This is a genomic window from Sphingomonas sp. Sphisp66 (assembly GCF_047324325.1).
Classification (GTDB): domain Bacteria; phylum Pseudomonadota; class Alphaproteobacteria; order Sphingomonadales; family Sphingomonadaceae; genus Sphingomonas.
In genome coordinates, this window is sequence record NZ_CP168508.1 from 890,238 (window position 1) to 909,603 (window position 19,366).

Below are 19,366 nucleotides of genomic sequence, written 5' to 3' on the forward strand. Positions count from 1 at the left end.
CATGTCCGCTCTCCGCCGCCGCCCCAATCGCCGCCTGCTCACCACCTCGGCATTCGGCGCGCTCGCGCTCGCCGCGGTCTGGGCGGCGCCCGCGCATGCCCAGCTCGTCCAGGGCGGCACGCCCGCGCAGAGCAACGGCACGGCACCGACGATCGACCAGTCGGTTCCCAACACCACCACGGTGACGCTGGGCGGGTCACGCACCGTGATCGACTGGAACCAGTTCGACATCAATTCGGGCGATACGGCGAACTTCGTCTTCGCCAATCGCAGCGACATCGTGCTCAACCGCGTGGGCGGCGCGGGCAGCACGATCAACGGCAATCTCAACGGAACGATCGGCTCCACCGGCGGCGCGGTGGGCGGCAATATCTGGATCTACAACGCCAATGGCGTGGTGATCGGGGCCAATGCCCGGGTGAGCACCGGCGGCCTGCTCGTCACCACCGCGGCGCTGGACCGGGCGACCGACAGCAGCGCGGGCGGCTTCCTCGACGGCAGCGCGACCAGCTTCGGCTTCACCGGGGCGGGGACCGGCAACATCACCGTGCAGAACGGCGCGCAGATCGCCAGCCATGGCGGCGCGATCGCGCTGGTGGCGCCGGTGGTCACCACCGAGGCGGGATCGAGCATCTCGGCGAATGACGGCGGCAATGTGCTGGTCGGCTCGGCGGCCAAGTACAAGGTCAGCTTCCGGCCGACCTCGACCGACGACATGGACCTGCTTAGCTTCGAGGTGGCGGACGGCGCCGGTGCCTCCGGCTCCGATGCGATCAACCTGGCCGGCGACATCAGCGGCAACCGCGTTTTCGTCGCTGCGGTCTCGAAGTCGGGCCTGGTGGCCAGCATCATGAGCACCGGCACGATCAGCGCCAACACGGTCGGTACCGACGAGACTGGCGCGATCGTGCTCAGCGCGAACCACGATATCGTGAACGGCGCCGCGGCGGCGGCACCACTTTCCGGCATCGGGGAGGGACACGTCTCTACCTATGGCGGGTCGGTCGCGGGGCCGAAGGTGGACTTTGTCGCATCCGAGAACGTGCTGCTGCGCGGCGATGTCGGCGAGGCTGGCGCCACCGTCAATCTCCACAGCGACAATACCGATGTGAAGCAATACGCCGGCGTGATCACGGCGGACACGCTCACTGCCAGCGCGCAGACGGGCATCAACTTCAACTCGTTCAGCGCCAACCGGGTCGACAAGCTCGGCGTGCTCAGCACTGTCACGGGCGATCTTGCCTATATCGGCGACGAGGACGGAGTCATCCTCACCGGCGCGATCAGTGCGCCCGGCAAGGTCACGCTCGGCGCGCGCGGCTTCATGGATACCACGACCGGCTCGATCACCGCCGGCAGCCTGGAGCTGTCTCTCGGCGGCGGTGGTTCGTTCAAGGTCAATGGCGACGCCAACCTAAGCTACGGGCAATCCCAGGGCGCGGTGATGATCCATGCGACCGGCGGCATCACGCTGTCGAACGAGTTCGGGATGATCCTCGGCGATACATTGACGCTGACTGCCGATACCGGGGCGATCCGCGAGACGGGTGGCTTCATCTCCGGCGGCGGCGCCGTCGTCGCCAATGCCGCTGGCGAGATCGACCTCGGCGGCGCCAACAGCTTCACCAGCCTCACCGCCAATTCCGCCGATGGCGAGCGCGTCACGGTCAACGCGACGGGCAATCTCGACTTCAAAGTGAACACCTTCTCGGTCGCGCGCTTCACCGTCGGGGGCAATGCGACGTCTTCGGGCACGAACGCACTGATCGCCGGAGGGCTGTTCGTGACCGCGGGCGGCGCGATCAACCTCAGTTCCGACGGCGGAGACGCTGCGTTCGGGGATCTGAGCGCGGGCGGCAATATCGCGGTCACGATGGACGGCGATGTCGTCCTCGGCGGTGTCATCCAGGCGGGCAATGGCGGCGCCGCGACCTTCACCTCGAACAACGGCGCGATCCGGCAAGTCACCGGCAGCATCACCGCCGGCTCGATCGTTTTCGATGCGGACAGCACGATCACCCAGAGCAACGGCGCCTTCATCCAGACCGGCGGCCTGTCGCTGACCAGCGGCGGCACCGTGACGATGGGCAGCGCGAACAGCTTCACCAGCATCCAGGACCTGCATGCCGGCGGCGACCTGACGCTGCGCAATGCCGGCACGATCAATCTCACCCCGGTGGTGAGCGGTGGCTACACCGCGGGTGGCGAACTCAACCTGACCTCCGATGCCGGCGATATCATCGGCCCCGATCCCATCACCGCATCGCGCATCACCGCTTCGGCCTGGGGTTCGATAGGCCTTTCGGGCGCGATCGACTCGCTGGGCGCCGTGACGGCCGGCGGCATGATCGGAATCTCGTCCAACCGCGCGCTCTCGGTGACGGGCAATGTCGTCGCCGGAACCAATGTCAGCCTGTCCGGGACCTCGATCGGCCAGGGCGCCGGCACGGCGATCTCGGGCAACGACGTCACGCTCAATGCCTCGGCGGGCGCGATCGACCAGGATGCCAGCGCCAGCATTCACACGAGCAATTATCTCGAGGCGCACGCGGCCACCAACCTGCTGCTGCGCGGTGCGAACGATCTCGGCTACCAGGATGCGTATCTGACCGGGGGCACCGGCAAGGACGTCACGATCCGCTCGATCGGCGACTTCCGCTACAACAGCTACGGCATCACCGTCGGCACGCTGACGCTGATTTCCGACGCCGGCAGCATCCGCCAGGGCAGCGGCATCTATGCGGACACGCTGATCGCCCAGGCGGCGACGGGGCTGCGGCTCGATGGCGGCGTCGGCAACACGGTCACCACCGTGGGCGGGCTGACCACCACCAGCGGCGACATCATGTTCGTCGAGGGCAATGGATTCGATATCGCGGGCGACATCAGCGCGCCGGGGCTGCTTCAGTTCGGTACCAACGGCGACATCACCACCAGCGCCGGCCATCTTTCCGCCGGCACGCTGGAAGTGACCGCGGGCGGCGGCGCGTCGTTCGATGCGCTCGGCAACATCAGGCTGGGCGCGGTGAACACGTCCGGCGGCGAATTCTCGCTGGCCACCACCGGCGACATCGACCTGACCGGCGCCGTCAGCACCAGTGACCACAACCTGTATCTCTATTCGTCGAACGGCGCGATCACGACGCATGGCGGGACGGTGTCCAACAGCTACCCGGGTGCGGTCTATGCCACCGCCCAAGGCGGAATAGACCTCACCGGCGCGGGCAGCGTGAACATCTGGGCGACGTCGACCGGCGGCGGGAACATCAATCTCAGCGGCGACGCCGACGTCTACTTCATGGTGAGCACCGCGGGCGACCTCACCGTCACCGCCGCGGGCTCTGCCGGCAACAGCAGCGACGTGACCGTGCGATCGGTGGGGATCACGGCCGGTACCGGGATCAGCCTGTACGACCAGACGGTCAACGTCGATATCGGCAGCTACCGCTACCTGACCGTCGCCGACGGCTATATCGACATCGAGAACCAGCGCGACATCAAGCTCGACGGCAATGTCACCGCCGGCGGCGGGACCAGTGGCAACTGGGTCCGCCTGAACTCGAGCCAGGGCTCGCTCCTGCAGAATAGCGGGACGATCACCGGCTACAGCGTCGAGCTCGATGCCGCCCAGTCGGTGTCGCAGGATGCCAGTGCCAAGGTGGTGGTGGGCGACTACGGCCTGAGCCTCCGCGCCACCGACGTGTCGCTGATCGGCGCGAACGAGTTCTCCTGGATCAACACCTACACGGTCACCCACGACCTGACGCTGCGCGCGGTCGGCACGATCGACATGAGCGGCTCGGCCAACCAGGCCGGCAGCAACCACTACACCACGCTGATCTCCGATACCGGCAACATCATCGGCGGCCCGATCGTCTCCACCAGGCTGAGCGCCACCGCCACCAACGGCAAGCTCGTCTTCACCTATGGCAACAATCAAATCGGTTCGCTCGGCGACCTGACAGCCAAGAACACCGGCGGCACCGATATCGACATCTTCACCGACAGCACCTTGGGGCTGACGGGCAACATCACCGGCGGCGGCGTCATCCTCCACGCCACGCAGGGCATCAACCAGACCGCCGGCGCGATCACCGCCGACCGGCTGGCGGCCGGCACCAGCGGTAATCTGCTGCTCGGCGGCGCGAACAATTTCGGCACGCTGACCGAAGTCGGCCATGGTAACGGCACGAACGTCACGATCCGCAACCTCGGCAGCATCGTGCTGCCGACCACGTCGACCACCTTCGGCACGCTAACGCTGACCTCGGACACGGGCAGCATCGGCCAGACTGACGCCGTTACCGCTGCCACGCTGATCGCGAACGCCGCCACCGGCATCAATCTGGCCTATGCCAACAACTTCACAGCGCTCGACGGGCTCATCACTGCAGCCGGCGACATCCGGATCGCGGACACCAACGGCTTCGCCATCGAGGGTGACATCACCGCGCCCGGCACTGTCGCGCTCGCCAGCGGTGGCAACATCACCACCGGCACCACCACGGTCGGCATCGTCACGACTCCGCACGGCAAGGTCGATGCCGACACGCTCACCGTCTCCGCGGTCAACGCCACGGTCTACACCGCGGGCGACATCAAGCTGGGCGCGTCCTCGGTCATCAGCGGCTTCACGCTGGTCGGCGATGGCAGCATCGACCTGACCGCGACGAGCAACTTCTTCGCCGCCAGCCTGATCGCCAATACCGGCTCGATCACCCAGAGCGCCGGCATCCTGACCGGCAATACCGTGCTCACTGGCGCGGCCGGCAGCATCACGCTCGCCAAGGCCAACAGCCTCTCCAGCTTCGGCGGCACATCGCAGGGCGGCGGCGCCGTCACCTTCAACAATGCCGGCACATCCACGCTCGACCTGAGCATCAGCACCACGGGCAACGCGGTGGTGACCACCGCGGGCGGCGTGCTCGGAGCCTATATCCGGGCGGGCGACCTGTCGCTCACCGCCGGCGGGGCGATCGACCTCACGTTCAATACGGACGTGAGCAGCATAAGCAAACTGGCCACCACGTCGGGCAATGTCCTGCTCACCGACGCGAACAGCTTCCAGATCACCGGCGACGTCACCGCGGGCTCCGGCACGCTCGGCACCGTGGACCTGCGGGCTGGTGCGGGTGCAATTTCGCAGCTCGACGGGACGATCACCGGCAACGACGTCCATTTGACCGGCAGCGGCAACCTGAGCCAGGTCGGCAACGCCCGGATCGTCGCCAACACCATCGCGCTGAGCGGCTACGCAATCACCTTCAACGGTGCGAACAGCTTCAACAGCACCGGGAGCAGCGTTTCCACGGCCGCGAACGGCGGCCTGATCCTGCGCAACGCCGGTTCGATCGATCTCGATGCGATGGGTGGCTACACCTCGGGCAGCACCCTCGCACTGACTTCGGACAATGGCTCGATCACCTCGACGGGCGCCATAGCCGCCTCCTCACTGTCCGCGGTGGCCGAGCATGGCACCGTCAGCTTCGGCAATGCCGCCAACAGCTTTATCTATCTCGGCGCGGTCAGCGCCTCGGGCGACGCCACGATCACGACGGGCAGCACGTCGCTCGGCCTGCTCAACAATATCAGTGTCGGCGGCAGGCTGACGCTCGGTGCCCAGGGCGCGATCACCCAGAGCAACGGTACGCTAACCGCCGCGTCGCTCTATGCCACGGCGGGCGGCGCTACCGGCGCAATCACGCTGGGTGCTGCCAACGACGTGGGTACGCTGGGTGCGCTCACCGCCGACGGCGACGTAAGCTTCCATGACATCAACGGCTTCCAGATCGCCGGCAATGTGCGCGGCGACCATGTCACGCTCATCGCCGATGCCGGCGCGATCCGCGAGAACAGCGGCACCGTCATCGCCAACCACCTCACCGCCTCGGCGGTCGATGGGCTGGTGCTCAACCAGATCGGCAACCAGATCCACACTATCGATGGCCTGACCAACAGCAGCAACGCCACCAATGTCGGGATCGCCATCGCTTCCGATGTCGATATGCACCTCGCCGGCGACGTGAGCGCGCCGGGCCAATATGTCTCGTTCTATGTCGGCAGCGGCTCGCTGATCCAGGACAGCGGCACGATCACCGCGGGCGCATTGCGGCTCTACATCGTCAACGGCAATGCCGTGCTGGGCGCCAATGCCCTCGACAATCTAGATTCGATCAGACTCGACAACGGCGACTTCATCGCCAATTCCAACCTCTCGGCCGGCGTGCTCGGCCTGAACGGCAATATCGTGGTCAGCGGCACCACCACGATCACCAATGCGGCCGGCATCACCCAGGGCCAGGGTGGGGTGATCAACACCTATAATCTGAACCTGAATACCGCCGGCACGCTCGACATGGGCAATGTCATCAACATCGTCGGCGGCCAGGCCAATATCACGATGGGGAGCGGCAGCTTCCTCTCCTATGGCGACCTCAACCTGCGACTGAACGCCACCGGCGCGGCCACGATCACCTCGCAGGGCAACATCAATTTCACCGGTGCGGGCTCGTCCTCGGCCGGCACGCTGACCCTTTCCGCCGCCAATGGCATCTATTCCGGGGCGGGCGCCGGCGGGCAGATCGCCGTCGATCATCTCGGCACGGTCACCAACAGCGGCAGTGGCGGCATCGCGCTGAACCTGCTCGGCAACGTGCTGCTGGAGGGCGACATCACCGCCGCCGGCCAGACCGTCTCGATCACCGCGGAGGACGGCCTCAGCCAGGCGAGCGGCAATGTGATCACCGCGAACCGGCTCAACGTCACGACCACGGGCCCCAACGCCTCGGCCATTCTCGACAACGCCAATGTCGTCGGCGCCTTCGGGCTGAACGTCAGCGGCGACGCGACGCTACGCTCGACGCTCGCCACCACGATCGCCTCGGGCATGTCGGTCGGCGGCTCGCTGACCGTGAACAGCCCCGGCGACATCGTGATGGCCGGCGGCAGCGTGGGCGGCACCCTGGCACTCCATGCGGGCGGCGCAGTCAACGGCACCGGCTATGTCAGCGCCGACCTGCTGACCGGCAGCGCCGAAGACTATTTCTATCTCAACTTCACCAATCTCAACACGCTCGACACGGTCGAGAGCGGCAGCGACATCCAGATCAACGCTTCGAGCTCCAACCTCAACGTCGTCGGCGACGTCACCGCGGCGGGCGGCATGGAGCTCAGCGGGCACACGCTCAGCCAGAGCGCCGGCACGATCACCGCCGCTAACGGTATCGGCCTGTCCACCGACGGCGCGATCACCCAGACCGGCACCGGCCGGATCATTGCAGGCAGCATTTCGGCGGTTGGTGGGGACATCAGCCTGCTCGGGGCCAACCAGATCGGCACGGTCGGCAACTACCTCAGTTCGGGCGGCACCAGCATCGCCTTCCGCAACCAGGGCAGCATCGAGGCGAACAGCGATTTCCGCTTCTATAACGGCCGCGGTGCGCTGACGCTGATCTCCGATACCGGCTCGATCACCCAGTCTGTCGCCGTGGATGCGACCAGTGTTACGCTCAGCGCGGCGACGGGCATCGACTTCAGCAATGCGGGCAACACGATCGACGCCATCGGGGGCCTTACCAGCAGCACCAGCGGTGGGATCGCCTTCCGCAGCCAGAACAGCGTGACGATCAACGGCGACATCACCGGCGTCGGACAGACGGTGACGCTCGCCAGCGGCGGAGCGCTCACCCAGAACAGCGGCGGGATCGTCGCCGGCTCGCTGAACGCCAGCGCCGACACCGGCATTTCGCTCACCAGCACGACCAACAATGTCGGGACCATCACCGGGCTGAGCAACGGCAGCAGCGGCGGCATCGCCTATACCGACACGGACGGCTACAACCTCACCGGCAACATCGCCGCGGCGGGGCAGACGCTGTCGCTCGCAATGGCGGGCGCCATCGGCACGGTGAACCAGACTGGCACCAGCGTGGTCTCGGCCGGGCTGCTCAACATGAGTGGCGGCCAGGTCTTCAGCCTGCGCGGCATCGGCGGCACCGGCAACCACATCGATGCGATCGGCAATCTCGGCACCGGAGCCGAGATCTACACCAACGGCAATGTCGACCTGACCGGCACGATCGTCACCACCTATCTCGATCTCCGCGCCACCGGCGGCAACATCTCCCAGAGCGGCGGCTCTATCGACAGCAGCGCCTCGGGCAGCGTACTCGAACTCCTCGGCAACAACATCGCGCTGACCCGCAGCGGCAACAGGCTGGGCGGGGCGAACCTCACTACCGCGAGCGGCTCCGGGGACGTCACCGCCGTCTCGACCGGCAACACCAGCTTCGGTTCGGTGGAAGGCGGCAACGTCTCGCTGACCGTCACCGGCGGCAATCTCAGCGGCGGCGTCAACGCCGATACGCTGACGGCGAGCACCTCCGGCACCATCTCGCTCACCGGCCGGATCATCACGCTCGGCAATGTCGGCGCGGGCGGCGACGCTGCGTTCAACTCCAGCGCCAACCTCACCCTCAACGGCGCGATCAACATCGGAACCGGCCGCCTGACGCTCGCCACGGGCGGCGGTCTCACCCAGATGGGCGGTTCGATCACCGCGGGCGGGCTCGATACCACCGCAGGCACCAGCATCGCCATGACCGGCACCAACAATGTCGGGACGATCTTCCGCCTGGTGAGCCAGACCGGCGGCATCACCTATACCGGCACCAATGGCTTCGATCTCGCCGGCAACGTCACGGCCGGCTTCGGCGGCAACGTCTCGCTGGCGACGATCGCCGGTTCGATCAGCCAGAGCGCGGGCATCATCACCGCCGGCCAGCTCAGTGTCGTGGCGGGCAACCAGATCATCCTGACCCAGGCGAACCAGGTCGCGCGGCTGGTCAATATCTCGGGCAGCGGCGGGATCAGCTTCACGGCACGCGACACGCTGGAACTGACCGGCGGCATCAACAGCGGCGGCGCGGTAACGCTCGCCTCGCTCGACGGCGCGATCAACCAGACCGGCGGCGCCATCGGAGCGGCGAGCCTGTCCGCCTCGGCCAGCACCGGGCTGGACCTGTTCATGGTCAACAACACCATCGATGCGTTCGGCACGCTCAGCACCGCCACCGGAAACCTGCGCCTCAGGAACATGTTCGATATCGGGCTGTCGAACCTCAGCGCGGGCGGCGACGTCACGCTGGAGACGCTCATCGGCGCGATCACCCAGGGCGCCGGCACCACGCTCACCGCGTCGGGGCTCGTGACCCTCACGGCGCAGAACGGCATCGTGCTGGACAAGGCCAACAGCATCGGCACGCTGGGCACGGTCCGCAACACCAGCACCAACGGCATCACCATCACCAATGCCGGCGACCTGGTCCTGCTCGGCGACCTCGTCACCGTCGGCCAGAACATCGTCCTGACCTCGAACAACGGCGCGATCCGGCAGCAGGGCGGCACGATCACCGGCTATAGCCTGTCCGCGCAGGCGCAGGGTGCGATCTCGCTCGACCGGGCAAACGATATCGACGCCAGGAGCGCCAACGCGTTCCTCTCGACCGGTGGCGACATCAGCTTCCGTTCGATTAACGCCATCCTGCTCGGCAGCGTCAGCACGCCGGGCCTGGCTTCGTTCGTCTCGGACACGGGAGGCATCACCCAGTCCGTCGGCATCAACGTCGGTGCCCTGTCCGCCACGGCGCTCGACGGCGACATCGTGTTCGACCAGGGCAACACGATCGGCGCGGTGAAGGACATTGCCACGGACGGCAGCTTCACCCTGAACACCCTCGGCAATCTGGCGCTGACGGGCGCCATCACGGCGCCGACCCTGGTGAAGCTCACCGCCGGCGGCGCGATCACCCAGAATGCCGCGACTTCGGCGATCACCACCGCCGCCCTGCAGGCAACCGGCCCTTCGGGCATCTCGCTGCTCGGCGCGAACGACGTCGGCACGATCAGCCTGGATGCCAATGGCAACGACCTGCGCTTCCGCAACCTCGGCGATATCGCGATCGGCACGGTCAGCGCTGCCGGGCACACGATCCAGCTGATCTCCGATACCGGTTCGGTTACGCAGGACTGGAACACCGGCTCGCTGATCGGCTCGGTGATCATCGACGCGGCCGGCGCCGTCACCCTGGGGGCCACCAACGGCAACCAGCTCGAGCATGTCGATGTGAAGAGCGGCGGCGACGTCGACATCTACAGCAACGGCAGCGGCTATGGCAGCGCGATCACGGTCGACCGTATCGAGGCCGCGGGCCACCGCGTGACCCTCAACAACGGCAGTTTCGCGATCAGCGGCGGCAATATCACCGCGGATTATCTCTATGTGTTCGGCGTCGGTGTCGATCTGACCGCCGCCGCCAACAATGTCGCCACGCTCAACCTCCACACGCCTGGCGGAAACGCTGCCTTCACCAACACTGGCAATCTGCTGATCGACGGGATCGTGTCCCCCAATTCCTTCGTCTCGCTGCGCAGCGAGCAGGGGGCGATCACCCAGACGGGCGGCGCAATCGTCCAGCTGGTCGGCCTCACCGCCTATGGCCGCGACGGCGTGTCGCTCGCCGGCGATATCCAGCGGATCGACGGGGTCTCGGCGGGCACCGGCGCGGACGTTTCCTTCGTCTCCACCCGCGATCTCGAGATCGCGGGGGACATCACTGCGCGCAACCTCAGGCTGCGTTCGAACAACAGCTTCGGGCCGAATTTCGGCGCGCTCACCCAGACGGGCGGCAGCATCAGCGCGAGCAGCCTCCTCGCCACCGCCTATGGCGCGATCGACCTGCGGCAGGGCAACCATATCGGCCGGGTAACCGAGCTGACTTCGTTCACCAACGCCGCGATCCGCCTGACCAGCCTCGGCAGGCTGACGCTCGACGGCAATGTCACCGGCGGCAACCTCAGCTTCAACACCGGCACCGGCGCGCTCGAGCAGGTCAGCGGCATCCTTACCGGCGGGCATGTCGACATCGCTGCGGGCGGCGACGTCACGCTCGACGGCGCCAATGCGGTCTCCGAATATTATGTCGCCTCGGGCGGCGACGCGACGTTGCGCGCCACCGGTGCGCTGCGGATCGGCGGCCAGGCCGCGTCGATGACCGTGCGCGCGGGCGGCATGATCAGCCAGCTCGACACGCTCCTTGTCGGATCGCTCGATGCGAGCACGACCAGCGGCGCCATCACCCTCAACTTCGCCAACCAGATCGGCAGGATCACCGGGCTGAGCGGCGCCGGCGTCACCGTCAACAGCAGCGGCGACCTGGAGATCGCTGGCGATGTGACGGGCGGCAGCCAGGCCTCGTTCTTCGTCGACGGCGGCCGGATCGCCCAGACGTCGGGCACGGTCTCGGCCACCAGCGTCACCTTCGATGCGGATACCGACATCGATCAGGCCCCGGCCGCCAGGATCGTCACCAACGACTTCACCGGCACCGCGGGCACCGGCCTGTCGCTCGCCGGCCCGAACCAGATCGCCAGCGTCGCGCTCTCCACGACGAGCGGCAATCTGCTGTTCCGCAACCAGGGCGATCTCGACGCCGCGGCCTTCACCACGCCGGGCGACCTCACGCTGATCTCCGACACCGGCTCGATCACCCAGTCGGCGGCGCTGTCGATCGGCGGCGCGGCGAGCTTCCGCGCGGCGGGCGACATCACGCTCGACAATGGCGCGAACAGCTTCCTGTCGCTGGGCGTGATCAGCGCTGGCGGCGATCTCGACCTGCGGGCGACCAACCTGAAGCTGACCGGCAACGTCACGGCCCAGAACATCTGGTTCCGGACCGGCGGGGACATCGACCAGAGCGGCGGCATCATCACCGCCACCAGCCTTGGCGGCATCGCCGATGGCGGGATCAACCTGGGCAACGCGAACCAGGTCGGCACCATCGGCGAGCTCCGCGCCCTGGCCGGCGACCTGACGCTGCACGTGGTGGGCAATATGAGCCTGACCGACGCGATCGCGGCGGCCGGCCATGACGTGACCCTCATTTCCGATACCGGCTCGATCGTCCAGGCGACCAATCCGGACGCAGTGATCTACGGCGCCACGCTCAGCGCGAGCGCCGGCGGCGACATCACGCTGGGCAGCGCCAACCAGTTCGGCGTGCTGAGCCTCGACCTGGCGGGCAACGCCAGCGTCAAGACGGCGGGCAATGTGATGCTTACCGGCATCGTCGATGTCGGCGGTAATCTGTCGCTCACCTCGGGCGGAGGGATCGCCAGCTCCACGATCACCGGCGGCGTGGCCGGCACGCTCACCGCCCGCGCCCAGACCGGCATCGCAATCGCGTTCGACAGCGGCGATGTCGGCGCGTTCGGCGACCAGATCACCGCCGCGGGCGATGTCAGCCTCCAGGCGCAGAATGTCCGCCTGACCGGCACCGTGACGGCGTCCGGGGCGTTCCGCGCGGATGCGCTCAGCGGCTCGGTCACCCAGTCCGCCGGCTCGGTCATCACCGCCGCGAGCGCCGCGGGTTCGGCGACCGGCAATATGCTGCTGGGCGGCAACAACACGATCCGCACGATCCTGGGGCTGACCGCGGCCGGCGACCTGAGCTTCAAGACCAGCGGCGCCCTCGACATCGCCGGCACGCTCACCGCCGGCGCCAGCTCGGCGATGACGCTGACTACGGGCGGCGACATCCGCATCACCGGCGCCGATCCGGTCAGCGGCGGCACGCTGAACGTGTTCACCACGGGCGCCTGGGCAAGCTTCTACAGCAACCCGATGAACCCGCGCACCGTCAGCTTCAGCGCGCTGGGCAATGTGAGCGCCGGCAACTTCGAGATCTACAATGCAGGCTCGCTCGATCTCACCGGCAACTTCGTCGCGACCATGGGCGTGGTCATCGACGCCGACGGCCAGATCACCCAGTCGGCAGGCACGCTGACGGCCGGGCTGCTCACGCTCAATGGCTATGGCATCGCGGTCGACCGGCAGAACCAGGTCAACAGGCTGCAGGGCAGCGCCCATAGCGGTACCGCGTTCAGCTTCACCAATGCCAGGGACCTGATCCTGATCGGCAATCTCGGCTCGGGCGATGTCACGCTGAACGTCGACGGCAACTTCACCAACAATGCCGGCATCCTTACCTACGGGGACATCAGCATCACCGCCGCGGGCGGCTATATGCGCGAGCTCTCGGGCAACAAGGTCACCGTCCAGGGCGGGGCGAACGACCTGGCCATCGACGCCATCACCACCAGCGACGACGTCTCGGTGACCGGCACCGGCAATGTCGCGGTCGGCCTGCTCCACCGGTCCGGCAACAACGACGTGGCGGGCGACGGCTACAACGCGCTGATCTCGGGCGGCAACGTCAAGCTGGGTGCCGATAGCGGCTCGATCACGGGCTCGAACGTCGTCGACTACAGCGTAGGAGCCACGCCGGGCACGGTCACCATCCAGGCGACCGGCAACGCGACGCTGGGTGTCGACCAAGTCTACAACGCTGCGATCAACATCTCGGCGGCGGGCAATGTCTACGCGGAATCGAACAACCAGCTGCTGCTGGGCAATGTCTCCGGCGCGAACATCACGCTGCTCGCCGGCACCGACCTGACGGCCAACTCCATCGCCACCTCGGGCGTCTATTCGGTCACCGCGGGCGACATCGGCGCGGGCGCGTTCAACTTCCAGGGCGGCAACCCGCTCGACATCCTGATCACCGATACCGCCGGCGACCTGACCCTGTCGGGCAGCATCGCCGCCCGCCGCAACACCACCGTCACTGCGGCCGGCAATGTCCTCGGCGGCACGGCGACGCTCGCCGCCGGCCTGGCCATGGACGGCACGCTCACCGTCAACGGCACCGACATCACGCTGGGCGCGGCGAGCAGCGCCTATGACGTGACGCTCAACGGCACCGGCGCGGTCGATGTCGGGCAGGTCTCGGTCGGCCAGGACTATGTCCTGAAGGGCAGCGCCTTACTGCACGGCGCGCTCTCGCCGATCGGCGACAAGGCGGGCAGCTGGACCCTGACCAGCCTTGCCGGCCTCAACCTGGGCGGGCTCACGCTCAACTATAAGGGCAATATCGACTTCCATGTCGCCGGCCTGATCGAGAACGGCTCGGTCTGGTCGATGCAGGGCGCGGTGACCGGCGAGGCCAATGCCGCCGATCTCAGCCAGATCTGGGCCGCGACCAATATCGACGTTTCCGCCACGGCCGGGGCTCTCCGCCTTGTCGATGCCAGCGCCACCCTAGGCAGCGTGACGCTGCGCGGCAATACCGGCCTCACCGTGACCGGCGGCATCGAGGCCGGCACTGATGTGAACCTGACCTCCCAGTTCGGGTCCACTATCGCGGGCTCCGCCAAGGCGGGCGGGAACATCAGTGTCTTCTCGCTGACGGGCAACGCGATCCTGCGCCAGGCCAAGCTGACTGGCGCCGCCGGCACGCTCAGCGTGCAGAGCATCAGCGGCGCGGCAAGGCTCGGCGCGGACGACGCCAGCTCGATTACCACCGACAATTATTTCGAGCGCGCGGCGGGGGCCGCCGGGAATATCACGGTCGCCGGGGCGACCAGCGCGACCGTGAACCTCCATCATTCGGCGGCGCTGGACCTGATCCAGGCCGGCACTGCCGAGGTGAACCTGGCGTCCGGCGATCTGTCGATCGGCCTGCTATGGGCCCAGAGCGGCAACGCCAAGGTGCTGCTGAGCGACGGCTCGCTCTCGATCGGTTCGGCTACTGGCACCATCGTCAATCTCCGGGCGATCGGCGGCGGCCTGACCCTGGGCGCCGGCGGGGTCACCGCCAATGATCTTTACCTGACCAGCGACGGCGTGACGGACACGACCGCCGTCGCGAATCTCTCCGCCACCAACTATCTCTATGTCGAGGGCGGAACGGTCCGGGCGGCCTCGCTCGCTTCGAACGGCAATGCGGCGGTCTACGGCACTGCGGGCGGGATCACGATCGACGAATTCTCTGCCGGCGGCAACGTGACCGTCAGCACCACCACGGGCGATCTCGCGATCAACCAGGTCTCGATCGTGGGTAGCGGTCAGCTCACCGGGGGTAGCTCCGCGACGATCCGCGACATTACTGCGACCGGTGGCTTCGCCCTCCAGGCGCAGGGTAACGTCACGCTCGGTGCCGATGCGGGCGCTACGCCCGGCACCGGCAACGCGGTCTCGACCGGCGGCACGCTGGGCGGTGCCAGCGGCGGCGGAAGGGTGGTTTCGCTGGGCGGCAATGTCTCGATCAACCTGTTCGGCGTGACCGGCGTGTTCGACGAAGTCCGCGCCGATGCGGGCGACGTGGCCATCGCGGTCGGCAATGGCGATCTGGGGATCAACCAGCTCCGCGGCCACAATATCGGCGCCGCGGTGGCCGGCGTGCTGACGATGTTCGACGTCGGGAGCAGCGGCGGCAGCTACAGGCTGACCGCGGCGGACTTCGGTGGCGACGCGCTCAATCCCACCCTGTCCGGCGGCGCCAGCGCGCTCGGCGACATCACGATCATCGACACCGCGGGCGATCTCGGCGCCAGCGGCGTGCTCCTCTCCTCGGGCGACATCCATGTCGAGGCGCGGCACGGGGCGATCACCGGGCTGTTGTCGCTCGATGCTCAGGGCGACGTCACGGCGATCGGGCAGGGTGTCCGCCTTTACGGCGTGTCCGGCCACAACGTCACCATCGACGCCGGCACCGGCACCGCGAACATCGTCAACTCGGTCGGCGTGGAGAACAACTACACGCTCACCGCCGGCGACTTTGCCGGCGAGACCCTGGCACCCGGGTCCGCCCGCGCCGGCTCGCTGACAATCACCGACACGGCCGGAAACTTCGACTTCGGCTCGACTGACCTGTCGTTCGGCGGGGCCATCTCGATCAGCGCCACGCAGGGCCTGCTCAACATCGGCAACCTCCGGGCGGGCAACGCGATCAGCCTGAACGCTGCCACCGACCTGTCGCTCGCCAGCGCCGGCTATTACGGTACCGGCGCCAACAGCCTGTCGCTCATCGCCGGCGGGGACCTGCGCTTCGGCGCGGCCGATGCCGCCTCGATCACCACCGGCAACGTCTTCACCAACCATGGCGCGAGCCTGACCGGCACCACCATCCGGGCCGGCGGCGGCAATGTCGCGATCAACCTTTACGAGTCGAGCGCGCTGGGTGCGATCGAAGCGGGGACGCTGCAGATCGCCGTCACCACCGGTAATTTCTCCGCCGGCGACATCGACGCGGTCGGCGCGATCGTCGTGCAGGGGCCCTCGGGCAGGCTTGCCCTGGGCGACGTTACCACCAGCGCCGGCCACATCAACATCTCCGGCCAGGGCAACACCAGCCTGGGCGATGTCTTCGGCCACTTCGTCGTTAATCTCGGCGCGAGCACCGGCAGCCTGACCCTCGGCCATGTGACCGGCGGCGACGTGTCGCTCCAGGCGGCGGGCGCGATCACCGGCGCGGGCGTCTCGGCCGCGACGCTCGGCGTGGTGACGGTGAACGGCGATGTCGATCTCGATGCCGGCGGCAGCGGTTCGCACGTCGCCCGCCTGACCGGTCTGGCAGTCAATGGCGGCTTCAGGCTCCGCAACCTCGCCGATCTCGCCCTGGACGGCGCGATCGAAGTCGGTGGCGCGCTGAACCTCGGGGTCGCCGGGGCGCTCAGCCAGAGCAGCGGCCATGTCGTCGCGGATCGCCTGGAGGGGCAGGTTACCGGCGCGACGATGCTGGGCGGCGACAACCGGATCGGCCAGCTCGGCGATTTCAGCAGCAACGGCCTGAAGCTCAGCACCATCACCGCACTGACGATCGACGGCGCGGTGCAGGGCAATGGCGGCGCGGTGGTGATCGCCTCGCATGGCGGGATGACGATCGGCTCGGCCGGCAGCGTCACTTCCGCTGCGGCGGGCGATGCGATCACGCTCGCCTCGGACGGCCGGTTCACCAACCTCGCCGGCGCCTCGACACTCAGCGCCGCCAGTGGTCGCTGGCTGGTCTACACCCAGAGCGGCGGCAATCCGGGCATCTCCGATCCGAACAATGACTTCGGCGGGCTGGCGGGGGTCAGCTATTATGGCGACGCCTATGATTTCGGCACCGGCAGCTTCGCCACCGCGCCGAACGCGGGCAACCGCTTCGTCTATGGCTATCGCCCGGTCCTCACCGTCACCCCGTCCAGCCTCCATATCGTCTATGACGGCACCACGCCGGTCGTCACCGCGACGATCACCGGCCTGATCAACGGTGACAGCGCGGCCAATGCCTGGTCGGGCGCCGCGGAGATCAGCGGCGTCGGCAGCAATGCCGGCACCTATTTCGCCTATAGCGCGCTCGGCACGCTGGCTTCGGAGATGGGCTATGGCTTCACCTTCGTGCCCGGCACGGTGATCATCGATCCGCGCACGATCAGCGCGGTGCTGAACGCCAATGACAAGACCTATGACGGCACGATGGGCGCCACCGGTACGCTCGGCCTGAGTGGCGTGATCGCGGGCGATACGGTGGGAGTGAGCAGCACCGGCCTGGCCTTTGACAGCCGGAACGCCGGCACTCGCACGGTCACCGCTGGCGGCCTCTCCCTGTCGGGTGCGGATGCCGGCAATTATGTCCTCTCGGCGACCAGCGTCACCGATCTGGCGGACATCCTCGCCAAGGCGATCACCGCGACGCTGTCGGCCAATGGCAAGACCTATGACGGCACCACCGCCGCCACGGGTAGCCTGTCGCTGGCCGGTCTGGTCGGCACCGACCAGGTAAGCGCCACCGGCAGCTACGCTTTCGACAGCCGGAATGCCGGTGCCGGTCGCACCGTGACGGCGAGCGGCATCACCCTCTCGGGTGCGGACGCGGGCAATTATGTCCTCAGCGGCGCCAGCGTGACGGCGGTGGCGGACATCCTCGCCAAGGCGATCACCGCGACGCTGTCGGCCAATGGCAAGACCTATGACGGCACCACCGCCGCCACCGGCAGCCTGTCGCTGGCCGGTCTGGTCGGCACAGACCAGGTGAGCGCCAATGGCAGCCTTGCCTTTGACAGCCGGAACGCCGGCATCGGCCGCACCGTAACCGCGGGCGGAATCACCCTCTCGGGCGCAGACGCAGGAAACTATACCGTCAACGCGACGGCGACGGCGCTGGCGGACATCCTCGCCAAGACGATCACCGCGACACTGTCGGCGAACGGCAAGACCTATGATGGCACCACTGCCGCCACCGGCACGCTCGGTCTGGACGGCGTCGTTGTCGGCGATGCGGTGTCGGCCACGAGCACTGGCCTGGCCTTCGACAACCGGAATGCCGGTGCCGGCCGTACCGTGACCGCGAGCGGCCTCGGCCTCTCGGGCGCTGATGCGGGCAATTATGTGCTCTCGTCGATGAGCGTCACTGCCCTGGCGGACATCCTCGCCAAGGCGATCACCGTGACGCTGTCGGCGAACGGCAAGACCTATGACGGCACCACCGCCGCCACCGGTTCGCTGAGCCTGGGCGGCGTCCTCTCGGGCGACCAGGTGAGCGTCGGCACCAGTGGCATCGTCTTCGACAGCAAGAATGCCGGTACCCGCACGGCCACCGCCGGCGGCCTTACCCTGGATGGCGCCGATGCCGGCAACTATACGATCAGCGGCACCGCCACCGGCACCGCGGTGATCGGGCAGAAGGCAATCACCGCCACGGCGACGGCGGACAGCCGGGGCTATGACGGTAGCAACATCGCCACCGGCCGGATCGCGCTTACTGGCCTGATCGCCGGCGACACGGTGACCGGCACCGCCAGCTATCGCTTCGCCGATGCCAATGCCGGTACCGGCCGCACGGTGCAGGTGAGCGGGCTGGCGCTGACCGGGGCCGACGCCGCCAATTACAGCGTCACCCTGTCCGCCACCCCGGTGACCGCCGACGTCGCCCGTCGCGCGGTGACCGTCACGGTCAACGGCACGACCAAGATCTTCGGCCAGCCCGATCCGGTGTTCGGCTACACTGTCTCCGGTGGCTCGGTGGTGGGCGGCGACGGTTTCAGCGGCGCGCTGGCCCGTGAGGCGGGCGAGCAGGTGGGTCGCTATGCGATCGGGCAGGGGACGCTCGCGCTCTCCGCCAACTATCTGCTCACCGTCGTGCCGGGCACGCTGGTGATCAGCTTCACCCAATCGGGCGCCGATGCCGGCGACGCCCTCAAGATGCTGCAGTCCGGTGTCGGCACCGGCTTCTCGCTCAACCAGGACCCTTCCCGGAATCTCGAGGGCGATGGCGAAGGCGAGGAGCCGGCTGACGGCGGCAAGTAGCAAGAGGGCCCGTGCGGCACGGCCGCGCGGGCTCTCGGCCCTCGGGGGAGGGGGTGGGCGTCGCGGTGGGGGAGCCGCGGCGCCCCAATGCACGGCAAACCGGTTGCTGCAGGCCGGTGTATTGGCACGTAGCAAAGAGGGCCCGCGCAGTCCCCCACTGCACGGGCCCTCACGGCCCCC

1 protein-coding gene is annotated in these 19,366 nt (G+C 67.7%); it reads left to right on the forward strand.

The genetic code is table 11. From position 1 onward, the window contains the following. The first annotated feature begins 1 nt into the window (after window position 1). Window positions 2-19,186 carry a YDG domain-containing protein gene (locus tag ACEN8G_RS04495; protein ID WP_413740743.1) on the forward strand — a complete coding sequence of 6,395 codons (19,185 nt, stop codon included), beginning with the start codon at window positions 2-4 and terminating at the stop codon, window positions 19,184-19,186. Window positions 19,187-19,366 lie beyond the last annotated feature (180 nt).